General features: G+C 59.8%; 22 protein-coding genes. 4 read left to right on the top strand and 18 right to left on the bottom strand.

The features are described 5' to 3' along the window. Positions 1-250: 250 nt before the first annotated feature. Genes ntrC through dusB form a run of 3 tightly spaced genes read right to left on the bottom strand, consistent with a single transcriptional unit; the run spans position 251 to position 3,881 of the window. Positions 251-1,702, bottom strand: coding sequence for a nitrogen regulation protein NR(I) (ntrC, locus tag RHSP_RS15555; RefSeq protein WP_004118834.1), 1,452 nt, complete (start codon positions 1,700-1,702; stop codon positions 251-253). After that, a complete protein-coding gene (locus RHSP_RS15550) occupies positions 1,699-2,856 on the bottom strand; it encodes a two-component system sensor histidine kinase NtrB (protein ID WP_004118830.1) in 1,158 nt (385 codons plus the stop codon). Before RHSP_RS15550 ends, ntrC begins: the two co-directional genes overlap by 4 nt. After that, on the bottom strand, positions 2,853-3,881 hold the full coding sequence (gene dusB, locus RHSP_RS15545; RefSeq protein ID WP_004118824.1) for a tRNA dihydrouridine synthase DusB: 1,029 nt from the start codon (positions 3,879-3,881) through the stop codon (positions 2,853-2,855). Before dusB ends, RHSP_RS15550 begins: the two co-directional genes overlap by 4 nt. 222 nt (positions 3,882-4,103) lie before the next feature. Between dusB and RHSP_RS15540 the strand changes: the two genes are divergently transcribed. Both RHSP_RS15540 and RHSP_RS15535 read left to right on the top strand, forming a co-directional pair. Further along, entirely contained in the window at positions 4,104-5,324 is a 1,221-nt protein-coding gene (locus tag RHSP_RS15540; protein WP_037152348.1) for a bifunctional 2-C-methyl-D-erythritol 4-phosphate cytidylyltransferase/2-C-methyl-D-erythritol 2,4-cyclodiphosphate synthase, read from the top strand. Next, a complete protein-coding gene (locus RHSP_RS15535; protein ID WP_004118820.1) occupies positions 5,324-5,818 on the top strand; it encodes a CinA family protein in 495 nt (164 codons plus the stop codon). Before RHSP_RS15540 ends, RHSP_RS15535 begins: the two co-directional genes overlap by 1 nt. A 12-nt stretch (positions 5,819-5,830) precedes the next feature. Here the strand turns inward: RHSP_RS15535 and RHSP_RS15530 are convergent, their stop codons facing one another. From RHSP_RS15530 to RHSP_RS15465, 14 genes are all read right to left on the bottom strand, one after another. After that, positions 5,831-6,277, bottom strand: a complete 447-nt coding sequence (locus RHSP_RS15530; protein WP_037152244.1) for a type II toxin-antitoxin system RatA family toxin — start codon at positions 6,275-6,277, stop codon at positions 5,831-5,833. 9 nt (positions 6,278-6,286) lie between these two features. Next, the gene (locus RHSP_RS15525) at positions 6,287-6,880 is read right to left on the bottom strand and encodes a P-loop NTPase family protein (RefSeq protein WP_004118816.1); all 594 of its coding nucleotides are present in this window, start codon (positions 6,878-6,880) and stop codon (positions 6,287-6,289) included. A 157-nt stretch (positions 6,881-7,037) separates the two neighbouring features. Then, entirely contained in the window at positions 7,038-8,009 is a 972-nt protein-coding gene (lipA, locus tag RHSP_RS15520; protein WP_037152241.1) for a lipoyl synthase, read from the bottom strand. Positions 8,010-8,044: 35 nt separating this feature from the next. Next, positions 8,045-8,293 carry a GlsB/YeaQ/YmgE family stress response membrane protein gene (locus RHSP_RS15515; protein ID WP_037152238.1) on the bottom strand — a complete coding sequence of 83 codons (249 nt, stop codon included), beginning with the start codon at positions 8,291-8,293 and terminating at the stop codon, positions 8,045-8,047. 69 nt (positions 8,294-8,362) lie between these two features. Continuing rightward, the gene (locus tag RHSP_RS15510; protein WP_037152234.1) at positions 8,363-8,617 is read right to left on the bottom strand and encodes a GlsB/YeaQ/YmgE family stress response membrane protein; all 255 of its coding nucleotides are present in this window, start codon (positions 8,615-8,617) and stop codon (positions 8,363-8,365) included. Between the two features lie 55 nt (positions 8,618-8,672). Continuing rightward, the gene (gene lpdA / locus RHSP_RS15505) at positions 8,673-10,118 is read right to left on the bottom strand and encodes a dihydrolipoyl dehydrogenase (protein ID WP_004118807.1); all 1,446 of its coding nucleotides are present in this window, start codon (positions 10,116-10,118) and stop codon (positions 8,673-8,675) included. Between the two features lie 52 nt (positions 10,119-10,170). Beyond that, the gene (locus RHSP_RS15500) at positions 10,171-10,812 is read right to left on the bottom strand and encodes an SGNH/GDSL hydrolase family protein (RefSeq protein ID WP_004118806.1); all 642 of its coding nucleotides are present in this window, start codon (positions 10,810-10,812) and stop codon (positions 10,171-10,173) included. A gap of 24 nt (positions 10,813-10,836) precedes the next feature. Then, the gene (locus RHSP_RS15495) at positions 10,837-12,198 is read right to left on the bottom strand and encodes a pyruvate dehydrogenase complex dihydrolipoamide acetyltransferase (RefSeq protein WP_037152231.1); all 1,362 of its coding nucleotides are present in this window, start codon (positions 12,196-12,198) and stop codon (positions 10,837-10,839) included. A 15-nt stretch (positions 12,199-12,213) separates the two neighbouring features. Then, positions 12,214-13,593: a pyruvate dehydrogenase complex E1 component subunit beta gene (locus RHSP_RS15490; protein WP_004118804.1), complete on the bottom strand. Its 1,380-nt coding sequence runs from the start codon at positions 13,591-13,593 to the stop codon at positions 12,214-12,216. Positions 13,594-13,609: 16 nt separating this feature from the next. After that, the gene (gene pdhA / locus RHSP_RS15485) at positions 13,610-14,653 is read right to left on the bottom strand and encodes a pyruvate dehydrogenase (acetyl-transferring) E1 component subunit alpha (RefSeq protein WP_004118802.1); all 1,044 of its coding nucleotides are present in this window, start codon (positions 14,651-14,653) and stop codon (positions 13,610-13,612) included. 156 nt (positions 14,654-14,809) lie between these two features. Further along, entirely contained in the window at positions 14,810-15,121 is a 312-nt protein-coding gene (locus RHSP_RS15480) for an FtsB family cell division protein (protein ID WP_004118800.1), read from the bottom strand. A 234-nt stretch (positions 15,122-15,355) separates the two neighbouring features. After that, the gene (eno, locus tag RHSP_RS15475; protein WP_037152227.1) at positions 15,356-16,630 is read right to left on the bottom strand and encodes a phosphopyruvate hydratase; all 1,275 of its coding nucleotides are present in this window, start codon (positions 16,628-16,630) and stop codon (positions 15,356-15,358) included. A gap of 148 nt (positions 16,631-16,778) precedes the next feature. Continuing rightward, entirely contained in the window at positions 16,779-17,618 is an 840-nt protein-coding gene (gene kdsA / locus RHSP_RS15470; protein ID WP_037152222.1) for a 3-deoxy-8-phosphooctulonate synthase, read from the bottom strand. Beyond that, positions 17,615-18,502, bottom strand: a complete 888-nt coding sequence (locus RHSP_RS15465) for a VOC family protein (protein WP_037152219.1) — start codon at positions 18,500-18,502, stop codon at positions 17,615-17,617. The genes kdsA and RHSP_RS15465 overlap by 4 nt, the downstream gene beginning before the upstream one ends. 416 nt (positions 18,503-18,918) lie before the next feature. Here RHSP_RS15465 and lexA point away from each other — a divergent pair, with 416 nt between their 5' ends. Next, positions 18,919-19,641 (top strand): transcriptional repressor LexA, encoded by a 723-nt coding sequence (gene lexA / locus RHSP_RS15460; protein WP_037152216.1) that lies wholly within the window; start codon positions 18,919-18,921, stop codon positions 19,639-19,641. Here lexA and RHSP_RS15455 read toward each other — a convergent pair. Beyond that, the gene (locus tag RHSP_RS15455; protein ID WP_037152213.1) at positions 19,622-22,081 is read right to left on the bottom strand and encodes a ComEC/Rec2 family competence protein; all 2,460 of its coding nucleotides are present in this window, start codon (positions 22,079-22,081) and stop codon (positions 19,622-19,624) included. The genes lexA and RHSP_RS15455 overlap by 20 nt on opposite strands. Positions 22,082-22,362: 281 nt before the next feature. On the opposite strand from RHSP_RS15455, the gene gltA reads away from it, so the two are divergent. Beyond that, a complete protein-coding gene (gene gltA, locus RHSP_RS15450) occupies positions 22,363-23,652 on the top strand; it encodes a citrate synthase (protein WP_037152209.1) in 1,290 nt (429 codons plus the stop codon). Positions 23,653-23,678 lie beyond the last annotated feature (26 nt).

Genomic DNA, 23,678 nt, shown 5'->3' with positions numbered 1-23,678 from the left:
CCCGTTCAATCCGCGCAACCACGATTTTGGCGCCAGCACGGACGACAACGGGAGGCGGAAGCTCTCGTTCGATCTCACCCGAAAGCGAAACAATTACTTCAAATCATCGTTGCAATAGACTGAAAAATCGGACGAATTCCATCTAAAATAGAAATACGTCAGACGAATCGCCATCGCTAAAACGACGAATCTGCTGCGTGACCTTTAAGCAACGCATTGTGGCGAAAATGCAACGCTTCGGATTGCCTTGTCAAGCCGTGCGGGAGCTTCTGTAGACCGAAACTCCCAGTTCTCTGATCTTTTTGCGCAGCGTATTGCGGTTCAGCCCGAGAAGATCGGCAGCCTTGATCTGATTGCCGCGTGTGGCGGTCAATGCGGCAAGGATCAGCGGATATTCCATTTCCGTCAAAACGCGATCATAAAGGCCGGGCGGCGGAAGATTGTCGCCAAATCCGGCAAAATAGGTCCGCATATTCTCTTCCACCGCCTGGGCGATGGTCATGGTGCCGGTGCGAACCGGCCCCTTTTCGATGGGGCTGTCAGGCACGTCGGCGCGCAGTTCCGCATCGATGATCTCCTTGGTGATGACATCCTGCGGATAAAGCGCCATCAGCCGGCGGATCAAGTTTTCCAGTTCGCGCACGTTGCCGGGCCACGGATAGGCCTTCATCAATTCGAGCGCTTCCTGGTCGAAGCGCTTGGAACCCAAGCCTTCCTTTTCGGCCTGCTGCACGAAATGGCGCACGAGATCGGGGATATCCTCGGCGCGATCGCGCAGCGGCGGCAGGCGCAGCGGTACGACGTTGAGGCGATAATAGAGGTCCTCGCGGAACAGACCCTGATTGATCGCCTGTTTCAGATCCTTGTTGGTGGCCGCAACGATACGAACGTCGGTGCGGATCGGCGTGCGGCCGCCGACGGTCGTGTACTCACCCTGCTGCAGCACGCGCAGCAGGCGCGTCTGCGCGTCCATCGGCATATCGCCGATTTCGTCGAGAAACAGCGTGCCACCCTCGGCCTGCTCGAAACGACCAGTGGAGCGCGCCTGTGCGCCTGTGAAGGCGCCCTTTTCATGACCGAAGAGCTCGGATTCGATCAGGTCGCGCGGGATCGCAGCCATGTTGATGGCCACGAAAGGACCATTGCGGCGCTTGCCATAGTCATGCAGGGCGCGCGCCACGAGTTCCTTGCCCGTACCGGATTCACCGGTGATCATCAGCGTCAGATCGGTCTGCATCAGGCGCGCGAGCACGCGATAGATTTCCTGCATCGCGGCGGAACGGCCAACAAGCGGCATGCCGTCCTGTATGTCATCGTCGATCTTCGCCGGCTTGCGCTTCGGCTCGGACAGGGCGCGACCGACGATTGCGATCAGTTCCGTGAGGTCGAACGGCTTCGGCAGATAGTCGTAGGCGCCCTTTTCGGACGCCTTGATCGCCGTCATGAAGGTGTTCTGCGCGCTCATGACCAAGACCGGCAGATCCGGTCTCGCCTTCTTGATGCGCGGCAGCAGATCGAAGGCATTTTCGTCGGGCATGACGACGTCGGTTACGACAAGGTCGCCTTCGCCGGCGGAGACCCAACGCCAGAGCGTGGCAGCGTTGGACGTGATACGTACATCGTAACCTGCGCGGCTCAAGGCTTGATTGAGCACGGTACGGATGGCCGCATCGTCATCGGCGACAAGGATCGTGGCTGTCATCGAGTAGTCCCTGTAGAGTTCGGAAGGGGGGCGTCTTCTGGGGTGATGCCCTTGGAGGCAGGCATCAAAACACGGAATGTGGTGCGATGGTTCTGGCTGTCGCATTCGACGATGCCGCCGTGATCGCCGATGATCTTGGCGACCAGCGCGAGGCCGAGACCGGTTCCATTCGTCTTGGTGGTGATGAACGGATCGAAAAGATGCGGCACGAGATCGGCCGGCACGCCGGGGCCATTATCGATGACGCAGAATTCTAGCGGCAGGGAGATTTTCTCCCGCGTACCGGCAACCGAGAGCCGGATGCCGGGGCGATAGGCCGTCGTCAGCATGATCTCGCCATCCTGACGGTCGCCGACCGCTTCGGCGGCGTTCTTCACCAGATTGAGGAAGACCTGAACGAGCTGATCCCGGTTCGCAAAAACCGCCGGCAGCGACGGGTCGTAATTCTCGGAAATCTTGATGTTGCGGGCGAAGCCGGCCTTGGCGACGGCCTTCACATGATCGAGCACGGAATGGATATTGACGGGGACGCGATCAACCGGCCGCTCGTCCGAAAAGACTTCCATACGGTCGACCAGTGAAACGATGCGATCGGTCTCGTCGCAGATAAGGCGCGTCAGTGCGCGGTCGTCATCCTCAACCGACTGTTCGAGGAGCTGGGCGGCGCCGCGAATGCCCGACAGCGGGTTCTTGATCTCATGCGCCAGCATGGAGGCAAGGCCAGTGACCGAGCGGGCGGCGGCACGATGCGTCAATTGCCGGTCGATCTTGTCAGCCATCGAGCGCTCCTGGAACACCACCACTACGGAGCCGGGCTCGCTGGAAACCGGCGCTACGTAAAGATCCACCAGCTTATCCTGTCCGAGACGCGGCGAACTGAGGTCGACACGATACTCGTTGACGGGTCCGCGCCGCTCGCGCACCTGGTCGATCAGCGCCAGCAAAGGGCTGCCGAAGGGGATAAAGGTCGAAATCTTGTAGCGCGACAAATGCGAGGCACTGGCGCCGAAGAAGGCTTCGGCCTCCCAGTTGGCAAAGGCAATGAGACCCGCCTCGTCGACCATGACGACCGGGTTCTGGATCGCGTTGAGAACGGCCATCGCCACGGAATTGGTGGCGTTGTCACCGGCCCCGGAGCTGGATTTCGAAGTCATGCCGCCTCCTGAATGCATTGGGCGAGATCGGCGCCCGTCCGCAGCGCCGCATGGAACAATGCCGCCACCTCGCCGCTCTCTTTCGACGTCATGATTTTCGCCTTGTCGGCACCCGTCGTTGCCGGCGCGTAACGTTCGAGATACCAGGCCAGATGCTTGCGGGCATGGCGAATACCCACGGCTTCGCCATAAAACTCCAGCATCATCCCGTAATGTTCGAGCGCGATATCGGCGATCTCCTGACGCTCCGGCTCGCGATGGCCGGCCAGAACGCCGGCATGCCAGGGACGGCCCTGGCAGCCGCGGCCGATCATGACGGCGTCGGCGCCGGAGCGGCGCAGAATCTCCTGCGCGTCCTCTGCCGTCTCGACATCGCCGTTGGCGACAAGCGGAATGGAGATGACGTCGCGGACGGCAAGGATCGCATCCCAATCCGCCCTGCCCTCATAGAACTGCATGCGCGTGCGGCCGTGAATGGTGACGAGCTGGATACCGGCCTCCTCGGCGCGGCGAGCTATGTGTGGCGCGTTGATGGAATTCTCATCCCAGCCGAGCCGCATTTTCAGTGTCACCGGGATGTTCACTGCACCGACCGTCGCCTCGATCAACGTTAGCGCGTGATCCGGATCGCGCATCAGCGCCGAGCCGGAATAGCCGCCGATCACCTTCTTGGCCGGGCATCCCATGTTGATATCAATGATATCGGCACCATTGTCGGCAGCGATCTTGGCCGCCTCCGCCATCCAATACGCCTCGCGGCCGGCAAGCTGCACCATGTGCGGCTTCAATCCGGCACTCTTCAGACGCGCCCATGATTCGGCCGTATCCTGCACGAGTTCGCGGCTTGCCACCATTTCCGTGACGACCAGGCCGGCACCGTAACGCAAAGCGAGCTGCCGGAAGGGCAGATCGGTTACACCCGACATCGGCGCCAGAATCACGCGATTTCGGATAGGCACGGAACCGATGGAAAATGGGGCTGCAAGCTCGGAGGAAAGCAAATGATTATCTTTCGGGCACACCATACATCTGCACTATTTTTAGACACGCTTTAAAAGTTTGCCAAGGGGTTTCGAAGAGCCGCGATATTTTTCGGGCGAATGCTGGAAAGTTCTTGATTGAGGCGATAGACCCTGCAGGAGCAAGATCCCGTTTTGGCGATCTATTTAGCATGTGCTTGTTCAAAGGAAAGCTTTACGCTTTTCAAAGCCATGCCGGAGACCGAGCCTTTCATCTTTCGGGGGTTTATGACGCAAATGCATTCAACGCAACCGCTGTCGGTAGGAATCGTGATCGTTGCCGCCGGGCGCGGCGAACGGGCGGGCTCTCCCGAGGAAGGTCCCAAGCAATATCGCCCGATCGGCGGCAGAGCGGTTATTGCGCATACGCTTGAAAGATTCGTGACATGGCCGCAGACGTCGAAGATCGTCGTCGTCATCCATCGCGACGATGAAAGGCTGCTTCGCTCGGCGCTGGAGCAGGTTGACGGCTTGCCCGAGGTCGAGATCGCCTTCGGCGGCGCGACCCGCCAGCAATCCGTGCTTGCCGGGCTAAGGCAACTGAAGGACAGCGGCGTAACGCATGTCATGATCCATGACGCGGTACGCCCCTTCTTCGACCATGCTCTGCTGGATCGCGTTACTGCAGCCCTTGCGGCGGGCGCGCCGGCCGTACTGCCCGCTATGCCAGTCACCGACACGCTGAAGCGCGGCGACGCAAGCGGGCTGGTGGTCGAGACGGTTCCCCGCACCGGGCTTCACGCCGCGCAGACGCCGCAATCCTTCCGCTTTGCCGATATTCTTGCTGCGCATGAGAAGGCGGCGGCCGAGGGCAAAAGCGATTTCACCGACGATGCAGCGATCGCGGAATGGTGTAACCTGCCGGTGACATTGGTGACCGGCAGTGCCGATAATGTGAAACTGACGATCAAGAGGGATATTGCCATGGCCGATGAAAAGCTGACCGCCGGTCTGTTGCCGGACGTGCGCACCGGCAATGGCTATGACGTGCACCAGCTGGAGCCAGGCGATGGCGTAACGCTCTGCGGCGTTTTCATTCCGCACGACCAGCGGCTGAAGGGGCATTCGGACGCCGATGTGGCCCTGCATGCCCTCACGGATGCCCTGCTTGCCACATGCGGCGCCGGCGATATCGGCGACCATTTTCCGCCGTCTGATCCGCAATGGAAGGGCGCACCATCCCACATCTTCATCGAGCATGCGGCAAAGATCGTGCGCGAGCGCGGCGGCACCATCATGAATGCGGACGTCTCGCTGATTGCCGAAGCGCCGAAGGTCGGTCCGCACCGCGATGTCATGCGGGGCAAGCTTTCCGAGTTTCTGGGCATCAGCATCGATCGCTGCTCGGTCAAGGCGACGACCAACGAGAAAATCGGCTTCATCGGTCGGCGCGAGGGTATAGCCGCCATCGCGACGGCGACCGTCGTCTACCGCGGAGGCAAGGCATAATGCATTTTCCCGATGAGATTATCGAGCTCGCTCAGAAGATCGTCACCGACTTCACCGCTAGGGGTTGGATGGTCGCGACGGCTGAATCCTGCACAGGCGGGCTGATCGCCGGCGCACTGACGGAAATTCCCGGCTCGTCCGCCGTCGTCGATCGCGGTTTTGTAACCTACACCAATACCGCCAAGATGGAGATGCTCGGCGTTCAGGAGCAGACGCTGGCGCAATTCGGCGCGGTTTCGAAGGAAACGGCGCTGCAGATGGTACATGGCGCCCTCTTCCGCTCTAGGGCCGATTTTGCGGTTGCCGTCACCGGCGTTGCCGGTCCCGGCGGCGGCTCGGCGGAAAAGCCTGTCGGCCTCGTTCATCTCGTCGCCAAGGCGCGCAGCGGCGCGCTCATCCATCATGAAATGCGCTATGGTGATATCGGCCGCGATCAGGTTCGGCTCGCCACCTTGAAGACGGCGCTGGAGATGCTTGCTACGTTCGATCAGTGACCGGGCGCGGCATCAGGCATATATCTTGCTCGCGCGCGTCTCGAAGGCATCCGTGAACATGCGGAAGGCTCGGTCGAACATCGAACCCATCAGGGCGCCGAGAATGCGGCTCTTGAACTCATAGTCGATGAAGAAATCAATCACGCTGCCGCCATTCTCCGACGACGTGAAGCGCCAGCGATTGTCGAGATATTTGAAGGGGCCGTCGATATATTTCACGTCGATGGCGCGTTCCGCCTTGTTCAGCAGTACCTGCGTCGTGAAAGTCTCGCGGATCGCCTTGTAGCCGACAGTCATATCGGCAATCAGCAGGATCTTGCCGTCGCGCTCCTTGCGGCTACGGACAACGAGCGCTTCGCAGAGCGGCAGGAACTCCGGATAACGCTCCACGTCGGCGACGAGGTCAAACATCTGATCGGGTGAATGCGGAACGGGGCGATGAGTTTCGAAGTGAGGCATGAGCCGCAATTAAGCAGGACGGCCGAGAAGATCAAGAAGCTGACGCATTTCGCCGCGGGATTTCAGCTGCAAAACAGGGACATCCGGGCCGTGCTGCGCAAGTCCGGCAAGAACGCGTGGCGTGAATTTCTCCTCGAACGTCCAGATGAAGCGCAGGAATTCCCAATCGACCTTCTCGATGCAGCCGGGTGCCATTTCCGGACGCGTGCGGCCCATCCATTTGATCCAGCGGGAGACCGCGCCCCAAATGCATACCAGACGTGACATCCGCACCCAGATGACGAAATCGGTGCGCGGCAGGCGCACATCGAATGTCGAAGGGTTCGTGCCATCCATGATCCACCGCTCGCCTTGCACCTTGGCGACGATGATGTCGCGCTGCTCCTCGCTGTCGCGCTGAACCCAGCCCGGCAACCAGAGGACATCGCGATCGATCGAGACATAGGCAAGGTCGAAGCGGGCGGCGATCTTCTGCGACAGGGTCGACTTGCCGCCGCCGGAACAACCGATAACAAGGATACGTTCCGCCCTTTGGAGGATGCGTGCGGCCTGATCTATATCAACGGCATGGGAAAGCGCCTGCGGCGCGACGATCTGCTCCACGGTCCAGCTCCATAGTCTCACCTAAAGCGCCGACACCGGTCACAAACGGCGGCGTGTTCCCTAAGCCGCCCACATGACGAACATATGACGGCGCGAACAAAAACCGCGGCACAATCGCCGCGGTTCCTTCAAAAGATAAAGCTGGATGGTTTTCGGCTTACTCTGCTGCCAGCAGCAGCTTCTTGGCGCGAGCAGCCCGCAGGCGTTCGAAATCGTCGCCGGCATGATGCGAGGAGCGCGTCAGCGGGCTCGAAGACACCATGAGGAAGCCCTTGGTGTAAGCCACGGTCTCGTAGGACTTGAACTCTTCCGGCGTGACGAAGCTCATCACCTGGTGATGCTTGCGCGTCGGCTGCAGATACTGGCCGATGGTCAGGAAGTCGACGTCGGCTGTGCGCAGGTCGTCCATCAGCTGCAGCACTTCGTTGCGTTCTTCGCCGAGGCCCACCATGATGCCCGACTTGGTGAACATTGTGGGGTCCAGTTCCTTGACCCGCTGCAGCAGGCGAACGGAGTGGAAATAGCGCGCACCGGGACGAACCGTCAGGTAATTGCCCGGCACGGTTTCCATATTGTGATTGAAGACGTCGGGCTTGGCGGCGACGACGCGCTCCAATGCACCCGGCTTCTTCAGGAAGTCAGGCGTCAGGATCTCGATCGTGGTTGCCGGCGAAGCGGCACGGATCGCCCAGATCACCTCCTCAAAGTGCTCGGCGCCACCGTCTTCCAGATCATCACGGTCGACCGAGGTGATGACGACGTGGCTGAGGCCCATCTCCTTGACGGCCTTGGCGACATTTTCCGGCTCCGCCATATCGAGCGCGTTCGGCTTGCCCGTCGCGACGTTGCAGAAGGCGCAAGCACGCGTACAGATCTCGCCCATGATCATGAAGGTGGCGTGCTTCTTGTCCCAGCACTCGCCGATGTTCGGGCAGCCAGCCTCTTCGCAAACCGTGACGAGCTTGTGCTCCTTCACGATCGAGCGCGTCTCGGCATAGCCCTTCGACGTCGGCGCCTTCACGCGGATCCAGTCCGGCTTGCGCAAGACTTCGGTGTCCGGCCGATGCGCCTTCTCCGGGTGTCGAACGCGCTTGGCTTCCGGGTTGATCGTGTCGAGAATGGTGACCATGAAACGTCTACTTTCCGCCGCTCAGATGCGGCCCTTCATCGCCGTGCGACTTTGGCGAGGAATATCAGAATGCATGCACCGATGAAACCGGTGATGAAAAAGCCGAGCCGGCCGCCAGGTACGCCGACATGTAGCGCCACCAAAAGCCCTGCTGCGACGACCGATCCGGCAATACCGAGGACGATGTTGAGGATGATGCCATGGCGCGCATCCATCAGCTTGCCTGCGAGCCAGCCCGCAAGACCGCCGATGATGATCAGACCCAGCCAACCCACGCTTTCCATCAAACCCTCGTTTCAAGCGCCCTCAGGATGATCCCTTGGAACGCCGCGTTGCCTCTTACCGATAATGCGCTAGACGATCAATCTCGCCAGCAGCACCACGACGATCGCGCCGACGGTGGCATGGATGATCTCCACGACAAGCGCATTTTCAATGCCGAGCGAAATCCCGAAATAGTGGAACAGGAAACCGCCCACGAAAGCGCCGATCACGCCGCTCACCAGGCAACTGATAAGGCCGCCACCACCGACGATCAGGCTTGCGAGAAAACCCGCCACCAGACCGATGAGAAGAAAGACGACCCAACCTTGCGCAGCCATAGACATGTTGATTTCCCTTCCTGTTTTCCACCCTTCGGATAAAGGGCATGGCAGGAAATTATCAAGCGTTCAGCACGCGACCGTAGGCGTCCAGCACGGCTTCCTTCATCGTTTCCGAAACGGTCGGATGCGGGAAGATCGTGTGCATCAGCTCTTCTTCCGTTGTCTCCAGGTTCATGGCGACAACGAAGCCCTGAATGAGTTCGGTGACTTCTGCGCCAACCATATGTGCGCCCAGCAATTCGCCGGTCTTCTTGTCGAAGATGACCTTGCAAAGGCCCTGATCCTCGCCGAGCGCGATCGCCTTGCCGTTGGCAACGAAGGAGAAGCGGCCGACGCGGATATCGCGGCCGAGTTCCTTGGCCCTCGCTTCCGTCAGGCCGACAGAGGCAACCTGTGGGTGGCAATAGGTGCAGCCCGGAACCTTGCTCTTGTCCGTCGGGTGAACATTCGGCAGGCCGGCAATCTTCTCGATGCAGACGACACCTTCGTGCTCGGCCTTGTGCGCCAGCATCGGCGGACCGGCAACGTCGCCGATCGCGTAGATGCCCGGCACATTGGTCTTGCCGTAACCATCGATAACCACGCAGCCGCGGTCGGTCTTGACGCCAAGCGCCTCGAGGCCGAGGTTCTCGATGTTGCCCTGCACGCCGACGGCCGAGATCATGCGGTCGGCGACGATCTGCTGTACCTTGCCGTCTTCGGTTTCGACATGGGCGGTGATGCTGTTGGCAGCCTTGTCGACCTTCGTGACCTTCGCCTTGGTGAAGATCTTCAGACCGCGCTTTTCCAGTTGCTTGCGGGCGATACCGGAGATTTCGGCATCCTCCACCGGCATGATCGTCGGCATGACTTCGACGACGGTGACATCGACGCCCATCGAGCGATAGAAGCTTGCGAATTCGATGCCGATCGCGCCCGAGCCCATGACGAGCAGCGACTTCGGCAGGAAGTCCGGCTTCAGCGCTTCGAAGTAGGTCCAGATCAGCTTGCCATCCGGCTCGATGCCGGGCAGCGCGCGCGGACGGGCGCCAGTGGCGACAATGATGTGTTTGGCGGTATAAGTGCCCTCGCCCTTGACGTTCTTCGGCACCGGATGCTGCGGCTCGACGACCGGCTTGGTCGACTTGCTGACGAGGATCTCGCCGGGCTTGGTGATCTTGGCCTCGCCCCAGATCACATCGACCTTGTTCTTCTTCATGAGGAAGCCGACGCCGGTGTTCAAACGGGCGGAAACGCCGCGCGAGCGGGCAACGACCGCCTTCACATCCGCGCTGACCTTGCCTTCGAGAACGAGACCGTAATCCTTCAGATGGTTGGAATGATCGAGGATTTCAGCAGAACGAAGCAGCGCCTTTGTGGGTATGCAGCCCCAGTTGAGGCAGATGCCGCCCAGGTGCTCGCGCTCGACGATCGCCGTCTTCAGGCCAAGCTGGGCGGCGCGCACGGCGGCAACATAACCGCCCGGACCGGAGCCGATGATAATGACGTCGTAATTCTCAGCCATGTGTTTCCTGCCTTATTGGTGGCGGCGGATCGAAGCCGGCGCCTTGACTGTGTCAGAGACCGAGCATCATCCGCACGATCGGCTCAAGGCCGCGACCGAGCGCCCGGGTATTTTCCGCATCGAGATGGACGCCGTCGAGCGGCGTGGTGACGGCGACCGTATTGGCATCGAAGAAGCCGCAGCCCAATTCGTCGGCCAGATCGCTATAGAGCGTCGGCAGCTTGCTCGATTCCTTGACTGCGCCGAGATAGCTGGCCGCAAATGCGGCGTTGGCGGTCTCGGTGATTGCCGGCGGGGCGACGATGAGGATATCGGGCACCTCGTAGTCGAACCCCCAGGCGTGATTGCGCACGAGCTGGACCAAGCGGCTGATGCCCTGCAGAGCAGCGAAGGCCGAGCCGGCGACGACCGGCTTCATGTCGTTGGTGCCGAGCAGAATGACCACGAGATCGAGCGGATTGTGAGACTGCAGGATCGTCGGCAGGATCCTCGCGCCGTTGCGGTCGCAATCGGCGAGATGATCATCGAACGCCGTGGTGCGGCCGTTCAACCCTTCCGGGATCACGCGTACCTGGTTGCCGAGCGCCTTTTGCAGCACGCTCGGCCACCGATCTTCATAGGCATGACGGCCGACCGTCTCGGCACTGTAGCCCCATGTCAGCGAGTCGCCGTAACACAGAACAGTCTTGGTCATTCATGCCCTCCGTATTGCCAAGGCTCAGACGAGCATCCCCATCGGATTTTCGATGTAGCCCTTGAAGGCTGCCAGGAGCTCGGCGCCGAGCGCACCGTCGACGGCGCGATGGTCGGTCGATAGCGTGACGGTCATCACGGTGGCAATCGCCATTTCGCCTTTCTTGACGATGACGCGCTGTTCACCCGCGCCGACGGCCAGGATGGTCGCATGCGGCGGGTTGACGACGGCGGCGAAGTTCTTGACGCCCATCATGCCCATGTTTGACACGGCCGTGGTGCCGCCCTGATACTCCTCGGGCTTCAGCTTGCGCTCCTTGGCGCGCTTGCCGTAGTCCTTCATCTCGTTGGAGATGGTGGAGAGCGTCTTCTGCTCGGCGCTGCGGATGATCGGCGTGATCAGGCCGCCCGGAATGGAAACGGCAACGCCGACATCGGCATGCTTGTGCTTGACCATGGCGCTGTCGGTCCAGGAGACGTTGGCATCCGGAACGTCGCGCAGCGCAAGCGCCAGGGCCTTGATGACCATGTCGTTGACCGAGAGCTTGTAGGCCGGAACGCCATCCTTCGACTTCGGAGCGGAATCGTTGAGCTGCGTGCGGAGCGCCAGCAGCGCGTCGAGTTCGCAATCGACCGAGACATAGAAGTGTGGGATCGTCTGCTTGGATTCCTGCAGGCGCTTGGCGATCGTCTTGCGCATGCCGTCATGCGGCACGAGCTCGTAGGAACCCTGCTCGAACAGCTTGAGGACGGCATCGTCGGACATGCCCTTCGGTGCGGCCGGAGCAGCAGCGGCGGCCGGCTGAGCAGCCGGTGCTGCTGCAGGCGCAGCCTTGGCGGTGCCGCCGGATACAGCAGCTTCCACGTCCTTCTTGATAACACGGCCATGCGGACCTGTGCCGGAAACCGCCGCCACATCGATGCCGGCTTCCTTGGCAAGGCGGCGGGCGAGCGGAGACGCGAAAGTGCGATGACCGTCGATTGCAGCCGGAGCCGATGCCACCGGGGCCGGGGCAGGTGCGGCAGGAGCTGAAACGCTTGCCGGAGCAGGTGCTGCAGCGGGAGCGGCCGCAGGCGCTGCTTCCGCCTTCGGAGCTTCCTTTGCAGCCGGAGCAGCGCCGGAAGCTGCAGCAGCGACATCTTCACCATCGGCGGCGAGCACGGCGATCAGGGCATTGACCTTCACGCCTTCGGTGCCGGCGGGAACGACGATCTTGGCGACCGTGCCCTCATCGACAGCCTCGACTTCCATCGTTGCCTTGTCAGTCTCGATCTCGGCGATGACATCGCCGGACTTGATCTTGTCGCCTTCCTTGACCAGCCACTTGGCGAGGTTGCCCTCCTCCATGGTCGGCGAGAGGGCAGGCATAGTGATGTTGATAGGCATCGATGAGCCCTCCCCTTACTTGTAGCAAACGGCCTTCACCGCATCGACCACTTCAGCGACGCTCGGGAGCGCCAGCTTTTCGAGGTTGGCGGCATATGGCATGGGTACGTCCTTGCCGGCGATCGTCAGGATCGGCGCATCGAGATAGTCGAAGGCCTGCTGCATGACGCGCGTGGCGATTTCCGTGCCGACGGAAGACTGCGGATAGCCTTCCTCGACGGTGACGAGGCGGCCGGTTTTCTTGACCGACTCGATGACCGTCGGAAGATCCATCGGGCGGATGGTGCGCAGGTCGATGAGTTCGGCATCGATGCCCTGAGCCTCCAGCTCGGCGACGGCCTTCGTGGCATAGGTCATGCCGATGCCGAAGGAGACGACGGTTACGTCCTTGCCCGGACGGTGGATGCGGGCCTTGCCGATCGGCAGAACGAAGTTATCCAGCTTCGGTACGTCGAAGTGCTGACCGTAGAGAATTTCGTTCTCGAGGAAGATGACCGGGTTCGGATCGCGGATGGCAGCCTTGAGCAGGCCCTTGGCGTCGGCTGCCGTGTACGGCATGACGACCTTCAGGCCCGGAATTTGGCTGTACCAGGCCGCATAGTCCTGGCTGTGCTGAGCGCCGACGCGGGCTGCTGCGCCGTTCGGGCCGCGGAAGACGATCGGAGCGCCCATCTGGCCGCCGGACATATAGAGCGTCTTGGCGGCGGAGTTGATGATCTGGTCGATTGCCTGCATCGCGAAGTTGAACGTCATGAACTCGACGATCGGGCGAAGGCCGGCCATAGCGGCACCAACGCCGATACCGGCAAAACCGTGCTCGGTGATCGGGGTGTCGATGACGCGGCGAGCGCCGAATTCCTGCAGCAGTCCCTGGGTCACCTTATAGGCGCCCTGATACTCGGCCACTTCCTCACCCATGACGAAAACGTCCGGGTTGGCGCGCATTTCTTCGGCCATCGCGTCGCGCAGTGCTTCACGCACCGTCATGGACACCATTTCCGTGCCGGCCGGAATTTCCGGATCGGCGGCTGCGGCAACCTTCGGCTGAGCTGGAACAGGTGCTGCTGCAGGCGCCGGAGCGGCGGCGGCTTCGGTCTTTACCGGCTGCGCGGCAGGTGCTGCCTTGGCAGACGAAATTGCGTCGGCAGATTCACCGTCCTGCAAGAGGATGGCGATCTTGGTGTTGACCTTGACGCCTTCAGTGCCGGCGTCGATCAGCAGCTTGCCGATCGTGCCTTCGTCGACGGCTTCCACTTCCATGGTGGCCTTGTCGGTTTCGATTTCGGCAATGACGTCACCGGAAACGACCTTGTCGCCTTCCTTCTTGAGCCATTTCGAAAGGGTACCCTCTTCCATCGTCGGAGAAAGGGCGGGCATGAGAATATCGATGGGCATAGTGTCCCTCCCCGATTTAGAGCAGAATGTCGGTGTAGAGCTCGGATGCATCCGGCTCAGGATCGTTCTGGGCAAAATCGGCGCTGTCGGCAACGATCTCGCGGACATCCTTGTCGATATCTTTCAGATCGTCTTCGCTTGCCCAGCCCTTTTCGAGCAGGCGAGCACGAACCTGCTCGATCGGATCATGTTCGGAGCGCATCTTCTGCACTTCGTCCTTGGAACGATACTTCGCCGGGTCGGACATGGAGTGACCACGATAACGATAGGTCATCATTTCGAGGATGATCGGGCCCTTGCCGGAGCGGCAATGCGCAACGGCTTCGTCAGCTGCGGCCCTGACCGCGCGAACGTCCATGCCGTCTACCTGAATGCCCGGAATGCCGAAGGAGGCGCCGCGCTTGGAGAAATCGGCCTGCGCGGTTGCGCGGGCGGTCGAGGTGCCCATGGCGTAGCGGTTGTTTTCGATCACGAAAATGACAGGCAGCTTCCACAACTGCGCCATGTTGAAGCTTTCGTAGACCTGACCCTGGTTGGCAGCGCCATCGCCGAAATAGGCGACGCTGACATTGTCATTGCCGCGATACCAGTTGGCAAAGCCGAGACCGGTGCCGAGCGAGACCTGCGCGCCGACGATGCCGTGGCCGCCGTAGAAATTCTTTTCCTTGGAGAACATGTGCATGGAGCCGCCCTTCCCTCGGGAATAGCCGCCTTGGCGTCCGGTGAGCTCAGCCATGACTCCACGCGCGCTCATGCCGGTTGCGAGCATATGGCCATGGTCGCGATAGCCGGTGATGACCTGGTCGCCATCCTTCAGCGCCATCTGCATGCCGACGACGACAGCTTCCTGACCGATGTAAAGGTGACAGAAACCGCCGATAAAGCCCATGCCGTAGAGCTGGCCGGCCTTCTCCTCGAAACGACGGATCAAGAGCATCTCACGATAAGCCTTGAGCTCCGCATCACGATCGAAATCCGCGATCGGACCGCCATTGGTTTCCTTGGCTGGTCTTGATGCTGTCTTACGGCTGGAAACGGTCGCGTTTTTTCGCGGCGCCATTCAACCCTCCCCTGTGTGAGTAGCCTCGTTTGTGGTGAAGCTAACATAGGCAAGATTGTTCGCCACAGCAATGCTATAATTGCATGGCTCATATTCTTTGCAAGCTATTGATATAACTACAAAAAATACAATTAACCGAAATTCGGTTAATTGTGGCTATTTGTTGAAAATGACGATTTCATTCGCCTTGGAGTAGGTCAATTGGTAGCGCGCATGCTGATCGAGCATATCCTTGTCCAGGGAGCCGTCACTGAGCAGAGCAACCTCCTTTTCAAGGTGCTCACGCTTGGCGACCAGATCCGCCAATTCCTTGCTACGGTCGATGCGGCGCTGCTCGAAAACTTCCGTCGCCTTCAGCCCGTAATCGCCGTGAACGCAATGATAGCCGAAGTAACTCACAAAAGCGATCGTAATGGCAGGCAGAATAAAACGGCCGAACTTTCTCTTCTTATGATACTTTGTCCACATTACTCGCTCGAAACGCTCTTGCCGTTAGGCGATCCTGTCAGGACCAATGCCGCAAGCATTGCGGCCCGAACAAGATCACATCAAATCAAACACCTAGAGCTAATTTAATCGGCAGAGATTAACCGTCCGTTGACTCTAACTGCGCGGCCCAACAAAAAACCGCGCCCAAGAGCGCGGTTCGATTTCAACGGATGGTGCCAACTGCCGATCCCAAGGGATCCAGCGGATCATGCATCAGCCACGCAGAATGGAGCGGCCGGCATATTTTGCTTGCGGGCCAAGTGCCTCTTCGATGCGGATGAGCTGGTTGTACTTGGCAAGACGGTCGGAGCGCGACAGCGAGCCGGTCTTGATCTGGCCGCAGTTGGTGGCAACGGCGAGGTCGGCGATCGTGGAGTCTTCCGTTTCGCCCGAACGGTGCGACATGACGGCCGTGTAGTTGGCCTTGTGCGCGGTTTCGACAGCATCGAGCGTCTCGGTCAGCGAGCCGATCTGGTTGACTTTGACGAGAATGGAATTGGCAACGCCCATGTGGATGCCGTCGCGCAAGCGAGCGGAGTTGGTGACGAACAGGTCGTCGCCGACGAGCTGCGTCTTCTTGCCGATGAGATCGGTCAGCGTCTTCCAGCCTTCCCAGTCGTCTTCAGCCATGCCGTCTTCGATCGAAACGATCGGGTACTTGGCGGCGAGTTCGGCCAAGTATTCTGCCATCGCGCCGGATTCCAGCGTACGGCCTTCGCCTTCGAGAACGTATTTGCCGTCCTTGAAGAACTCGGTCGAGGCGCAATCGAGGCCGAGGGCGATTTCTTCGCCCGGCTTGTAGCCGGCCTTTTCGATCGACTTCATGATGAAGTCGAGGGCTGCCGGAGCGCTGGACAGGCCCGGCGCAAAGCCGCCTTCGTCGCCGACGTTGGTGTTGTGGCCCTGCGACGCCAGTTCCTTCTTCAGAACGTGGAAGATTTCCGAGCCCATGCGAACGGCGTCACGGATCGAGTCTGCGCCGATCGGCAGGATCATGAATTCCTGGAAGTCGATCGGGTTGTCGGCGTGAGCGCCGCCGTTGATGATGTTCATCATCGGAACCGGCAGCAGGCGGGCATGAGCGCCGCCGACATAGCGGTAGAGCGGCAGGTTGGCGCTCTGGGCAGCGGCCTTGGCAACGGCGAGCGAGACGCCGAGGATGGCATTGGCGCCGAGGCGCGACTTGTTCGGCGTGCCGTCGAGTTCGATCATGATGTTGTCGAGCTGGATCTGGTTTTCAGCATCCATGCCGCCGATGGCGTCGAAGATTTCGGAGTTGACGGCTTCAACAGCCTTTTCGACACCCTTGCCATGATAGCGCTTGCCGCCATCGCGAAGCTCGACGGCTTCATGTGCGCCGGTCGACGCGCCCGACGGAACCGCTGCGCGGCCCATGCTGCCATCTTCGAGGTAGACATCGACTTCGACAGTCGGATTGCCACGGCTGTCGAGAATCTCGCGGGCGATAATGTCGGTAATTGCGGTCATGATAGCTTCCTGCTCGCTGGTTTATAAATCGATTTAAATCGTTTTAATCGAAGGCGTGGAAATTACAATGTCGATCCACACCTTGATTTGGCACCCTTACAGGCCGCGTAGCGCAAATTCATGTCAGCCTGTTGAATGCCTGTGTTTCTCAAGCCTTGGCGACGGCGTCAAAGGCCAGCAGCTTCTCCAGAAGCCGCGGCATATCCTTCAGATAGACCATGTTCGGGCCATCCGAGGGCGCATTGTCCGGATCCTCATGGGTTTCGACGAAGACGCCGGCGACGCCGACGGCGACGGCCGCACGCGCCAGCGTCTCGACGAATCGACGATCGCCGCCGGTCGAGCCGCCCTGCCCGCCGGGCTGCTGCACGGAATGGGTCGCATCGAAGATGACCGGTGCGCCCATTGCCGCCATGATCGGCAGCGAGCGCATGTCGGAGACGAGCGTGTTATAGCCGAAAGAGGCGCCGCGCTCGCACAGAAGAATGTTCGGATTGCCGCTGTCGTTCAGCTTGGCAAGCACATTCTTCATGTCCCAGGGTGCCAGGAACTGCCCCTTCTTGACGTTGACGACACGGCCGGTCTTGGCGGCAGCGACCAGAAGATCGGTCTGGCGCGAGAGAAAGGCCGGAATCTGCAGGATATCGACTGTCTTGGCGACGACGGCGCACTGTTCTTCTGTATGAATGTCGGTCAAAACAGGAAAGCCGTACTCTTTTTTCAGATCGGCGAAGACTTCCATGGATTTTTCGAGACCGATGCCACGCTTGCCGGAGAGCGACGTGCGGTTCGCCTTGTCATAGGAAGACTTATAGACGAGGCCGATACCAAGCTTGTCGCAGAGTTCTTTCAGGACGCCAGCTACCATGAACGCATGCTCGCGGCTTTCCATCTGGCACGGACCGGCGATCAGGGAGAGCTTGGCGGTGTTGGAAAACAGGACTTTGGATGCGCCCTCACCGACGATCACTTCGGAATTCGTGCTCATGCTATCTCCTCGAAGGCGAACAATGCGCCCTGTCCGGGCGCCAGCCGCGCCAAAATACGATTGTTCTTACGCGTGTATGTGACGCCGTTAGCAGCGAAATGCGACGATGTCACGGAAAGATCGCGCGTTTTGAAAAGGATTGCGCGCGCCCGCAAACCCGGATCGTGGTCGCCGACCCGCAAATCGTAAAACGCCTCCAGACCTTCCGGCGTCAGAAGCTCCAGATCGGCATTGGCAGCCCTGATGGTCAGACCGAAGGAATGCTCCGATATCCTGGGGCCGGCGAGAACATCTTCGAAAAAGCTGCGGAAAGCGGCCGGCCGGGTTGTCGACATCGCCACCCGAGCGATGCCGACGACACCGTTTTCATGGCGTTCGAGCACACCACGGTCGGCCGGCAGGGGATTGATGCGCTGACAGCAGAAGGCCAGAAGATCCGGTGCGCGCAGATCGGCCGCGAAAGCGAGACGAAAACCGGCCGTGGTCTCCGTTCCATCCGGCATCTTCACGGGCCGCGAAAAATCCAGCATCTGTCCGGCTGAAATCGCAGCAGCCCTGATACGCTCGTCATCTGCAACCGCATCATCGGTGCCGAAGACCAAAGCGGAGAAGCCGTCTTCCCCCACGCGGAAGCGATAGGCCTGATCGCGTGCGACAAAGACATTGCCGTCGGCGATGCTCGTTTCGCATTGCTCTTGCGAGGCCACGCCCAAAGGTTCGAGATAGGTCTTGTCGGCAAAGAAAACACAGGCGTTCTCCGTGCCGAAAGGATGGCGCGCATCCGGAGCAACGGTGAAGCCAAGTTTGCCAAGTCGTTCGCGCGCCAGAGCGATGTTGATGGTCGGCAGCACGAGATGATCCAGCGGGTGCGGCGATGAAATCATGGTATCTCCTGTTTCTCTGCAGGCGCAGATTTGCGCCCATCCATCGTCTAATTCAAGATGGGAGCAACGGATGCACGATAAACGGATGGATGAAATGCGATCTCCGAAACGTGATTGCTGATTCTCTCGTGTCTGGCGTATCCGGCGAAGTGTCGTACTCGCACAGACACCGGACGCGTCCGCCGACCCCGCAATGTCCAAGAGGCGGTCCAGACCGTATTTCCCATAGTTATCCGCGGGTTAACTCGGGCATAACCATCACATGTCTTCAGTCGATACATTCGACAGCGATAATTATTTAATTGCCCGAACAAGGCTTTACCGAAATTTAAGCACTTGCGGAACACATATGGAACATATAGTGTCCGTTCTGGATTTGTTTCACGATCTTTTCTTGACTCTGGGGTTCCACGACGATGTTGACGCGCAAGCAGCAGGAACTGCTTCTCTTCATTCACGAACGCATGAAAGAGTCCGGTGTTCCGCCATCTTTCGACGAGATGAAGGACGCACTGGATCTCGCATCGAAGTCCGGAATCCACCGGTTGATCACAGCGCTCGAAGAGCGCGGCTTCATCCGCCGACTGCCGAACCGGGCCAGAGCGCTTGAAGTCATCAAGCTGCCGGAAGCCTATAATCCAAGTTTGCAGCAGCGGCGCGGCTTTTCGCCGAGCGTCATCGAAGGCAGCCTTGGCAAGCCCCAGCCCGTTGCCCCGCCCGCTCCGCCGAAAATAGCCAATGACGATCACAATAGTTCTGTATCCGTGCCGGTCATGGGCCGGATCGCCGCTGGTGTTCCCATCTCGGCTATCCAGAACAATACACATGACATAAGCGTTCCCGCCGACATGCTTGGCGCAGGCGATCACTATGCGTTGGAAGTACGTGGCGATTCGATGATCGATGCCGGCATTTTCGATGGCGATACGGTCATCATCCGCAATTCGACGACTGCCAACCCGGGCGATATCGTCGTTGCCCTCGTAGACGACGAAGAAGCGACATTGAAGCGCTTCCGCCGCAAGGGGGCGTCGATCGCGCTCGAAGCGGCCAATCCAGCCTATGAGACGCGCATCTTCGGACCGGATCGCGTCAAGGTGCAAGGCAAGCTCGTAGGGCTTATCCGTCGCTATCACTGACCGGTGATACCAGTCCGATCGGCGCACCGAATGTTCCCGTGCGCCAATCATATGTTCGATGCCGGGTCCAAGGGCGTTGCGGATTTTCGAACGCTGTGGAGATGATCGGCCCGTCGCCGCTAAGGTCCATTTCGACCGATCCGCTCCGCCGCAATGTTGCGCCGGTAAAGAGTTTCGCGCCCGAACGGCAGCGGTCGAGACGCAGGCGGATCGCTGTTACTACGATATTGGCCGTATCGCAGGCCGGTGGCAGATAGGCTGCGTTTTCGATTGTGACCAGAATGGCGCCATTCTCAAGCATCGCAACGCACCAAGCGCCCTTCTGGCAGGCGAAGCTCCCCTGCATGGTCCGATCGAGCGCCTCTTCCATTGCCTTGCGTACCATCTTCTGCTCCTCTGCGCTTAATCGACGTCGGCGCTCCTTCTTGCTGATCTGTGGAAGTCGGCTATCGACAGGAAGAATGGTTGGAGGCTGATGTTCGGCTGCGACCAGCGATTTCTGCCATTGTTCGAAAATGAAGGCCTGCGGTCTTTCGCGATTGGTCGCCAATATGTCGTCTTGCCTCAGAGCGACCAGGGCACCATCCTCGGAAATCATCAGATCAGGCCTCTGGATGCCGGAGCCGAATACCGCCGCGCCCACTGTCGTAAGCAGCAAGACGAATCCCAAATGGCGCAACCTGGTCCGCAGCACGCTCATGATCAGAAAGCCGGCGATGAACGTCGGCATCAGCCACGCCGGCTGGCGACCGAACGTAATATCGCCGCCCCAACTGGCGACCGTCTTGGCAATCAGGATAACGAGCTCCAGTCCCTCACCGGTGACTTTCCAGAATGGCCCGTCGAGGCCGAAAGGCATGAGCAGCATCGCCGCCATGCCGAATGGCATGACGACGAAGGAGACAACCGGCATGGCCGCAAGATTGGCGGCGAGGCCATATGTCGCCAGTCGGTGAAAATGCTCGATCGAGAAGATGGCCGTCGACGCGCCGCCGATGAAGGACGTCGACAATATGCCGCCGAAGAAGCGCGAAACGAACAGCAGCGGACTGAGGAACCTCGACCGTGAAAGCATGTTGTCACGGTGCTTTCGCCGCTTCCAGAGCGTGTAACCGGATACCAGCGCCAGCGTCGCGGCATAGGACATCTGGAAGCTCGGGCCGAGCACCTGCGACGGCGAGAGAACGAGAATGACAATCGCAGAGAGCGCCACATTGCGGAGACTGATCGACGGCCGGTCGAGCAGGACCGCAACCAGCATGATCGCCATCATGATGAAAGCCCGCTCGGCCGACACGCCGAAGCCGGAAATGAGGTAATAGGCCGTTACCGTGACCAGCGCGCCGAACGCAGCGATCTTCTTGGTTGGCCACGCCTGCACCAGACCTGGGAAAAGGCTGAACAGATATCGCAGGCCGATATAGAAAATGCCGGCCGAAAGTGCCATGTTCAGGCCGGAAATGGCGATGATATGGGTAAGCCCGGCTATTCGTAGAGCTTCCGTCGTATCGTCCGAAATCGCCCGTCTCTCGTCGGTGACAAGTGCTGCTGCAAATGCGCCCGTGTCGCCGGGCAAGGTCCGCCTGATCCTGTCGCCTATGCTGTTGCGAAGTCCGGCAAGCCAGATATCCGCCCTGTCGAGCAGGGAGTTTTCCGCCGCATCACCACCTGGAGACAGCAATGTCAGGGCGCCGTAGGCAAAGCCATTCGCACCGATACCGTTGAAATAGGAGCTGAATGCGAAATCGTTGAGGCGCGGCAGCGCGGGACCTGCCGGCGGCGTCAGTCGCGCCCTGCCCTGAATGCGATCGCCAAGATTGAACGGCTGCGCTTGCCTGCGCACAAAGATCGTCACGCGTTCCGGTGGCCTATGTATGGACGGCTTCTCCGTCGCCTCGACTTTGACGACGTATCTCCATCGACCGTTGTCGTAGGTTTCGCGTCTTTCGACCCGACCGGTCACTGTGGTCGTCACCGCCGAGTCGAGCATGACGGTCGATGCCCGCCAGCTCTCCAGCTGCGCCAAGGCCATGCCGAGACTGATCAGCATGCCGGCGAACAGCAGATGCCGAACCAGCCGGCCGGCCTCCCGCCCGAAAAGAAAGCCACCCGCCAGCAGCAGAAACCCGACCAAGACGGTCTGCGGCGGCGGATCGCTGGCGAGCTTGAACCAGAAGATCGCACCTATCCCCATATAGATCGGTGCGAACAGGATGGCGCGGCCGTGGGCCGCCTCTTCTTCGATCAGACGCCCGATGCCGACTCGAATATAGGTGAGCGTCAGGTATATCCGCCCCGACAGGGGAGCCTGGTCCTGCGTTCGCTCCCGTTGTTCCTCTTTGGTACGAAAGACGATTGTGGCGATGGCACGGCGATGTGGCGATGGCCGAACAAGATTCCGACCATCCTGCTGCTGCTCCGGTGCCTCCAAATTAGGCATTCCCCGTCCGTCCCACGCAAAACCACAGCTTTCGCGCGATTTTTGCCGTCACTAGTCGGTGAATTCAACCAAAATCGGCGTTATCGCAACCAAATGGAGCTGGTTGCAGAAAGCAGAGTGGCTCATGCCCTTAGTGCAGTGCCCAAAAGTTGATACCGCAACGCACAATTCGCCATCGGGATAACTTGGCATTAGGCTCTGGATCATATAGCTAGTCGGTAGTCGCTTAACCTTTTGGCGCTTTTTATGGCGTCAATCCCGCCAAATCTTGGAGGATCAGCATGACGGAACAAAGCGCGAAACTAACTTGGGGCGAAAAGACGGTGGAATTGCCGGTCAAGACCGGAACCATCGGCCCAAGTGTCATTGATATTGGTGCCCTTTATAAGAACACCTCCACTTTCACCTACGATCCTGGCTTCACCTCGACGGCGTCGTGCGAGTCCAGCATCACCTATATCGATGGCGACGAAGGCGTTCTGCTGCATCGCGGCTATCCGATCGACCAGCTGGCGGAACACGGCGATTTCCTCGAAGTCTGCTACCTGCTCCTCTACGGCGAACTGCCGACGGCAGCCCAGAAGAAGGACTTCGACTATCGGGTCGTGCACCACACCATGGTGCATGAGCAGATGTCGCGCTTCTTCACCGGTTTCCGCCGCGACGCGCATCCGATGGCCGTCATGTGCGGCTGCGTCGGCGCTCTGTCGGCCTTCTATCACGACTCGACCGACATCACCGATCCGCACCAGCGCATGGTCGCAAGCCTGCGCATGATCGCCAAGATGCCGACGCTCGCCGCCATGGCTTACAAGTACCATATCGGCCAGCCCTTCGTTTATCCGAAGAACGATCTCGACTACGCATCGAACTTTCTGCGCATGTGCTTTGCCGTTCCCTGCGAAGAATACGTGGTCAATCCGGTGCTGGCGCGCGCCATGGACCGCATCTTCATCCTGCATGCCGATCACGAGCAGAATGCATCGACTTCGACGGTTCGCCTGGCCGGCTCGTCGGGTGCCAATCCGTTCGCCTGTATCGCAGCAGGCATCGCCTGCCTTTGGGGTCCTGCCCATGGCGGCGCCAACGAAGCAGCGCTCAACATGCTGAGCGAAATCGGCTCCGTCGATCGCATTCCGGAATATATCGCTCGCGCCAAAGACAAGAACGACCCGTTCCGTCTGATGGGCTTCGGTCACCGCGTTTACAAGAACTACGACCCGCGCGCCAAGATCATGCAGAAGACGGCGCACGAAGTTCTCGGCGAACTCGGCATCAAGGACGATCCGCTGCTCGACATCGCAATCGAGCTTGAGCGCATCGCACTGACCGATGAGTACTTCATCGAAAAGAAGCTCTATCCGAACGTCGACTTCTACTCCGGCATCACGCTGAAGGCTCTGGGCTTCCCCACGACCATGTTCACCGTTCTGTTCGCTCTCGCCCGCACCGTCGGCTGGATCGCTCAGTGGAACGAAATGATCGAGGATCCGCATCAGCGCATCGGCCGTCCGCGCCAGCTCTATACCGGCGCTCCGCTGCGTGAATACGTACCTGTTTCCAAGCGTTAAGCCTCGAAATAACATTAAAAAAGCCG

It is taken from the genome of Rhizobium freirei PRF 81 (assembly GCF_000359745.1).
GTDB lineage: Bacteria > Pseudomonadota > Alphaproteobacteria > Rhizobiales > Rhizobiaceae > Rhizobium > Rhizobium freirei.
Note: the sequence above shows the minus strand (reverse complement) of the source record. Positions and strands in the feature narration are given on the sequence as shown.

Excerpts from the sequence above, each read along its gene's own strand:
- ntrC (WP_004118834.1), bottom strand. The coding sequence starts at position 1,702 with ATGACAGCCACGATCCTTGTCGCCGATGACGATGCGGCCATCCGTACC.
- RHSP_RS15550 (WP_004118830.1), bottom strand. The coding sequence starts at position 2,856 with ATGACTTCGAAATCCAGCTCCGGGGCCGGTGACAACGCCACCAATTCC.
- dusB (WP_004118824.1), bottom strand. The coding sequence starts at position 3,881 with ATGGTGTGCCCGAAAGATAATCATTTGCTTTCCTCCGAGCTTGCAGCC.
- RHSP_RS15540 (WP_037152348.1), top strand. The coding sequence starts at position 4,104 with ATGACGCAAATGCATTCAACGCAACCGCTGTCGGTAGGAATCGTGATC.
- RHSP_RS15535 (WP_004118820.1), top strand. The coding sequence starts at position 5,324 with ATGCATTTTCCCGATGAGATTATCGAGCTCGCTCAGAAGATCGTCACC.
- RHSP_RS15530 (WP_037152244.1), bottom strand. The coding sequence starts at position 6,277 with ATGCCTCACTTCGAAACTCATCGCCCCGTTCCGCATTCACCCGATCAG.
- lipA (WP_037152241.1), bottom strand. The coding sequence starts at position 8,009 with ATGGTCACCATTCTCGACACGATCAACCCGGAAGCCAAGCGCGTTCGA.
- RHSP_RS15515 (WP_037152238.1), bottom strand. The coding sequence starts at position 8,293 with ATGGAAAGCGTGGGTTGGCTGGGTCTGATCATCATCGGCGGTCTTGCG.
- RHSP_RS15510 (WP_037152234.1), bottom strand. The coding sequence starts at position 8,617 with ATGTCTATGGCTGCGCAAGGTTGGGTCGTCTTTCTTCTCATCGGTCTG.
- lpdA (WP_004118807.1), bottom strand. The coding sequence starts at position 10,118 with ATGGCTGAGAATTACGACGTCATTATCATCGGCTCCGGTCCGGGCGGT.
- RHSP_RS15500 (WP_004118806.1), bottom strand. The coding sequence starts at position 10,812 with ATGACCAAGACTGTTCTGTGTTACGGCGACTCGCTGACATGGGGCTAC.
- RHSP_RS15495 (WP_037152231.1), bottom strand. The coding sequence starts at position 12,198 with ATGCCTATCAACATCACTATGCCTGCCCTCTCGCCGACCATGGAGGAG.
- RHSP_RS15490 (WP_004118804.1), bottom strand. The coding sequence starts at position 13,593 with ATGCCCATCGATATTCTCATGCCCGCCCTTTCTCCGACGATGGAAGAG.
- pdhA (WP_004118802.1), bottom strand. The coding sequence starts at position 14,653 with ATGGCGCCGCGAAAAAACGCGACCGTTTCCAGCCGTAAGACAGCATCA.
- RHSP_RS15480 (WP_004118800.1), bottom strand. The coding sequence starts at position 15,121 with ATGTGGACAAAGTATCATAAGAAGAGAAAGTTCGGCCGTTTTATTCTG.
- eno (WP_037152227.1), bottom strand. The coding sequence starts at position 16,630 with ATGACCGCAATTACCGACATTATCGCCCGCGAGATTCTCGACAGCCGT.
- kdsA (WP_037152222.1), bottom strand. The coding sequence starts at position 17,618 with ATGAGCACGAATTCCGAAGTGATCGTCGGTGAGGGCGCATCCAAAGTC.
- RHSP_RS15465 (WP_037152219.1), bottom strand. The coding sequence starts at position 18,502 with ATGATTTCATCGCCGCACCCGCTGGATCATCTCGTGCTGCCGACCATC.
- lexA (WP_037152216.1), top strand. The coding sequence starts at position 18,919 with ATGTTGACGCGCAAGCAGCAGGAACTGCTTCTCTTCATTCACGAACGC.
- RHSP_RS15455 (WP_037152213.1), bottom strand. The coding sequence starts at position 22,081 with ATGCCTAATTTGGAGGCACCGGAGCAGCAGCAGGATGGTCGGAATCTT.
- gltA (WP_037152209.1), top strand. The coding sequence starts at position 22,363 with ATGACGGAACAAAGCGCGAAACTAACTTGGGGCGAAAAGACGGTGGAA.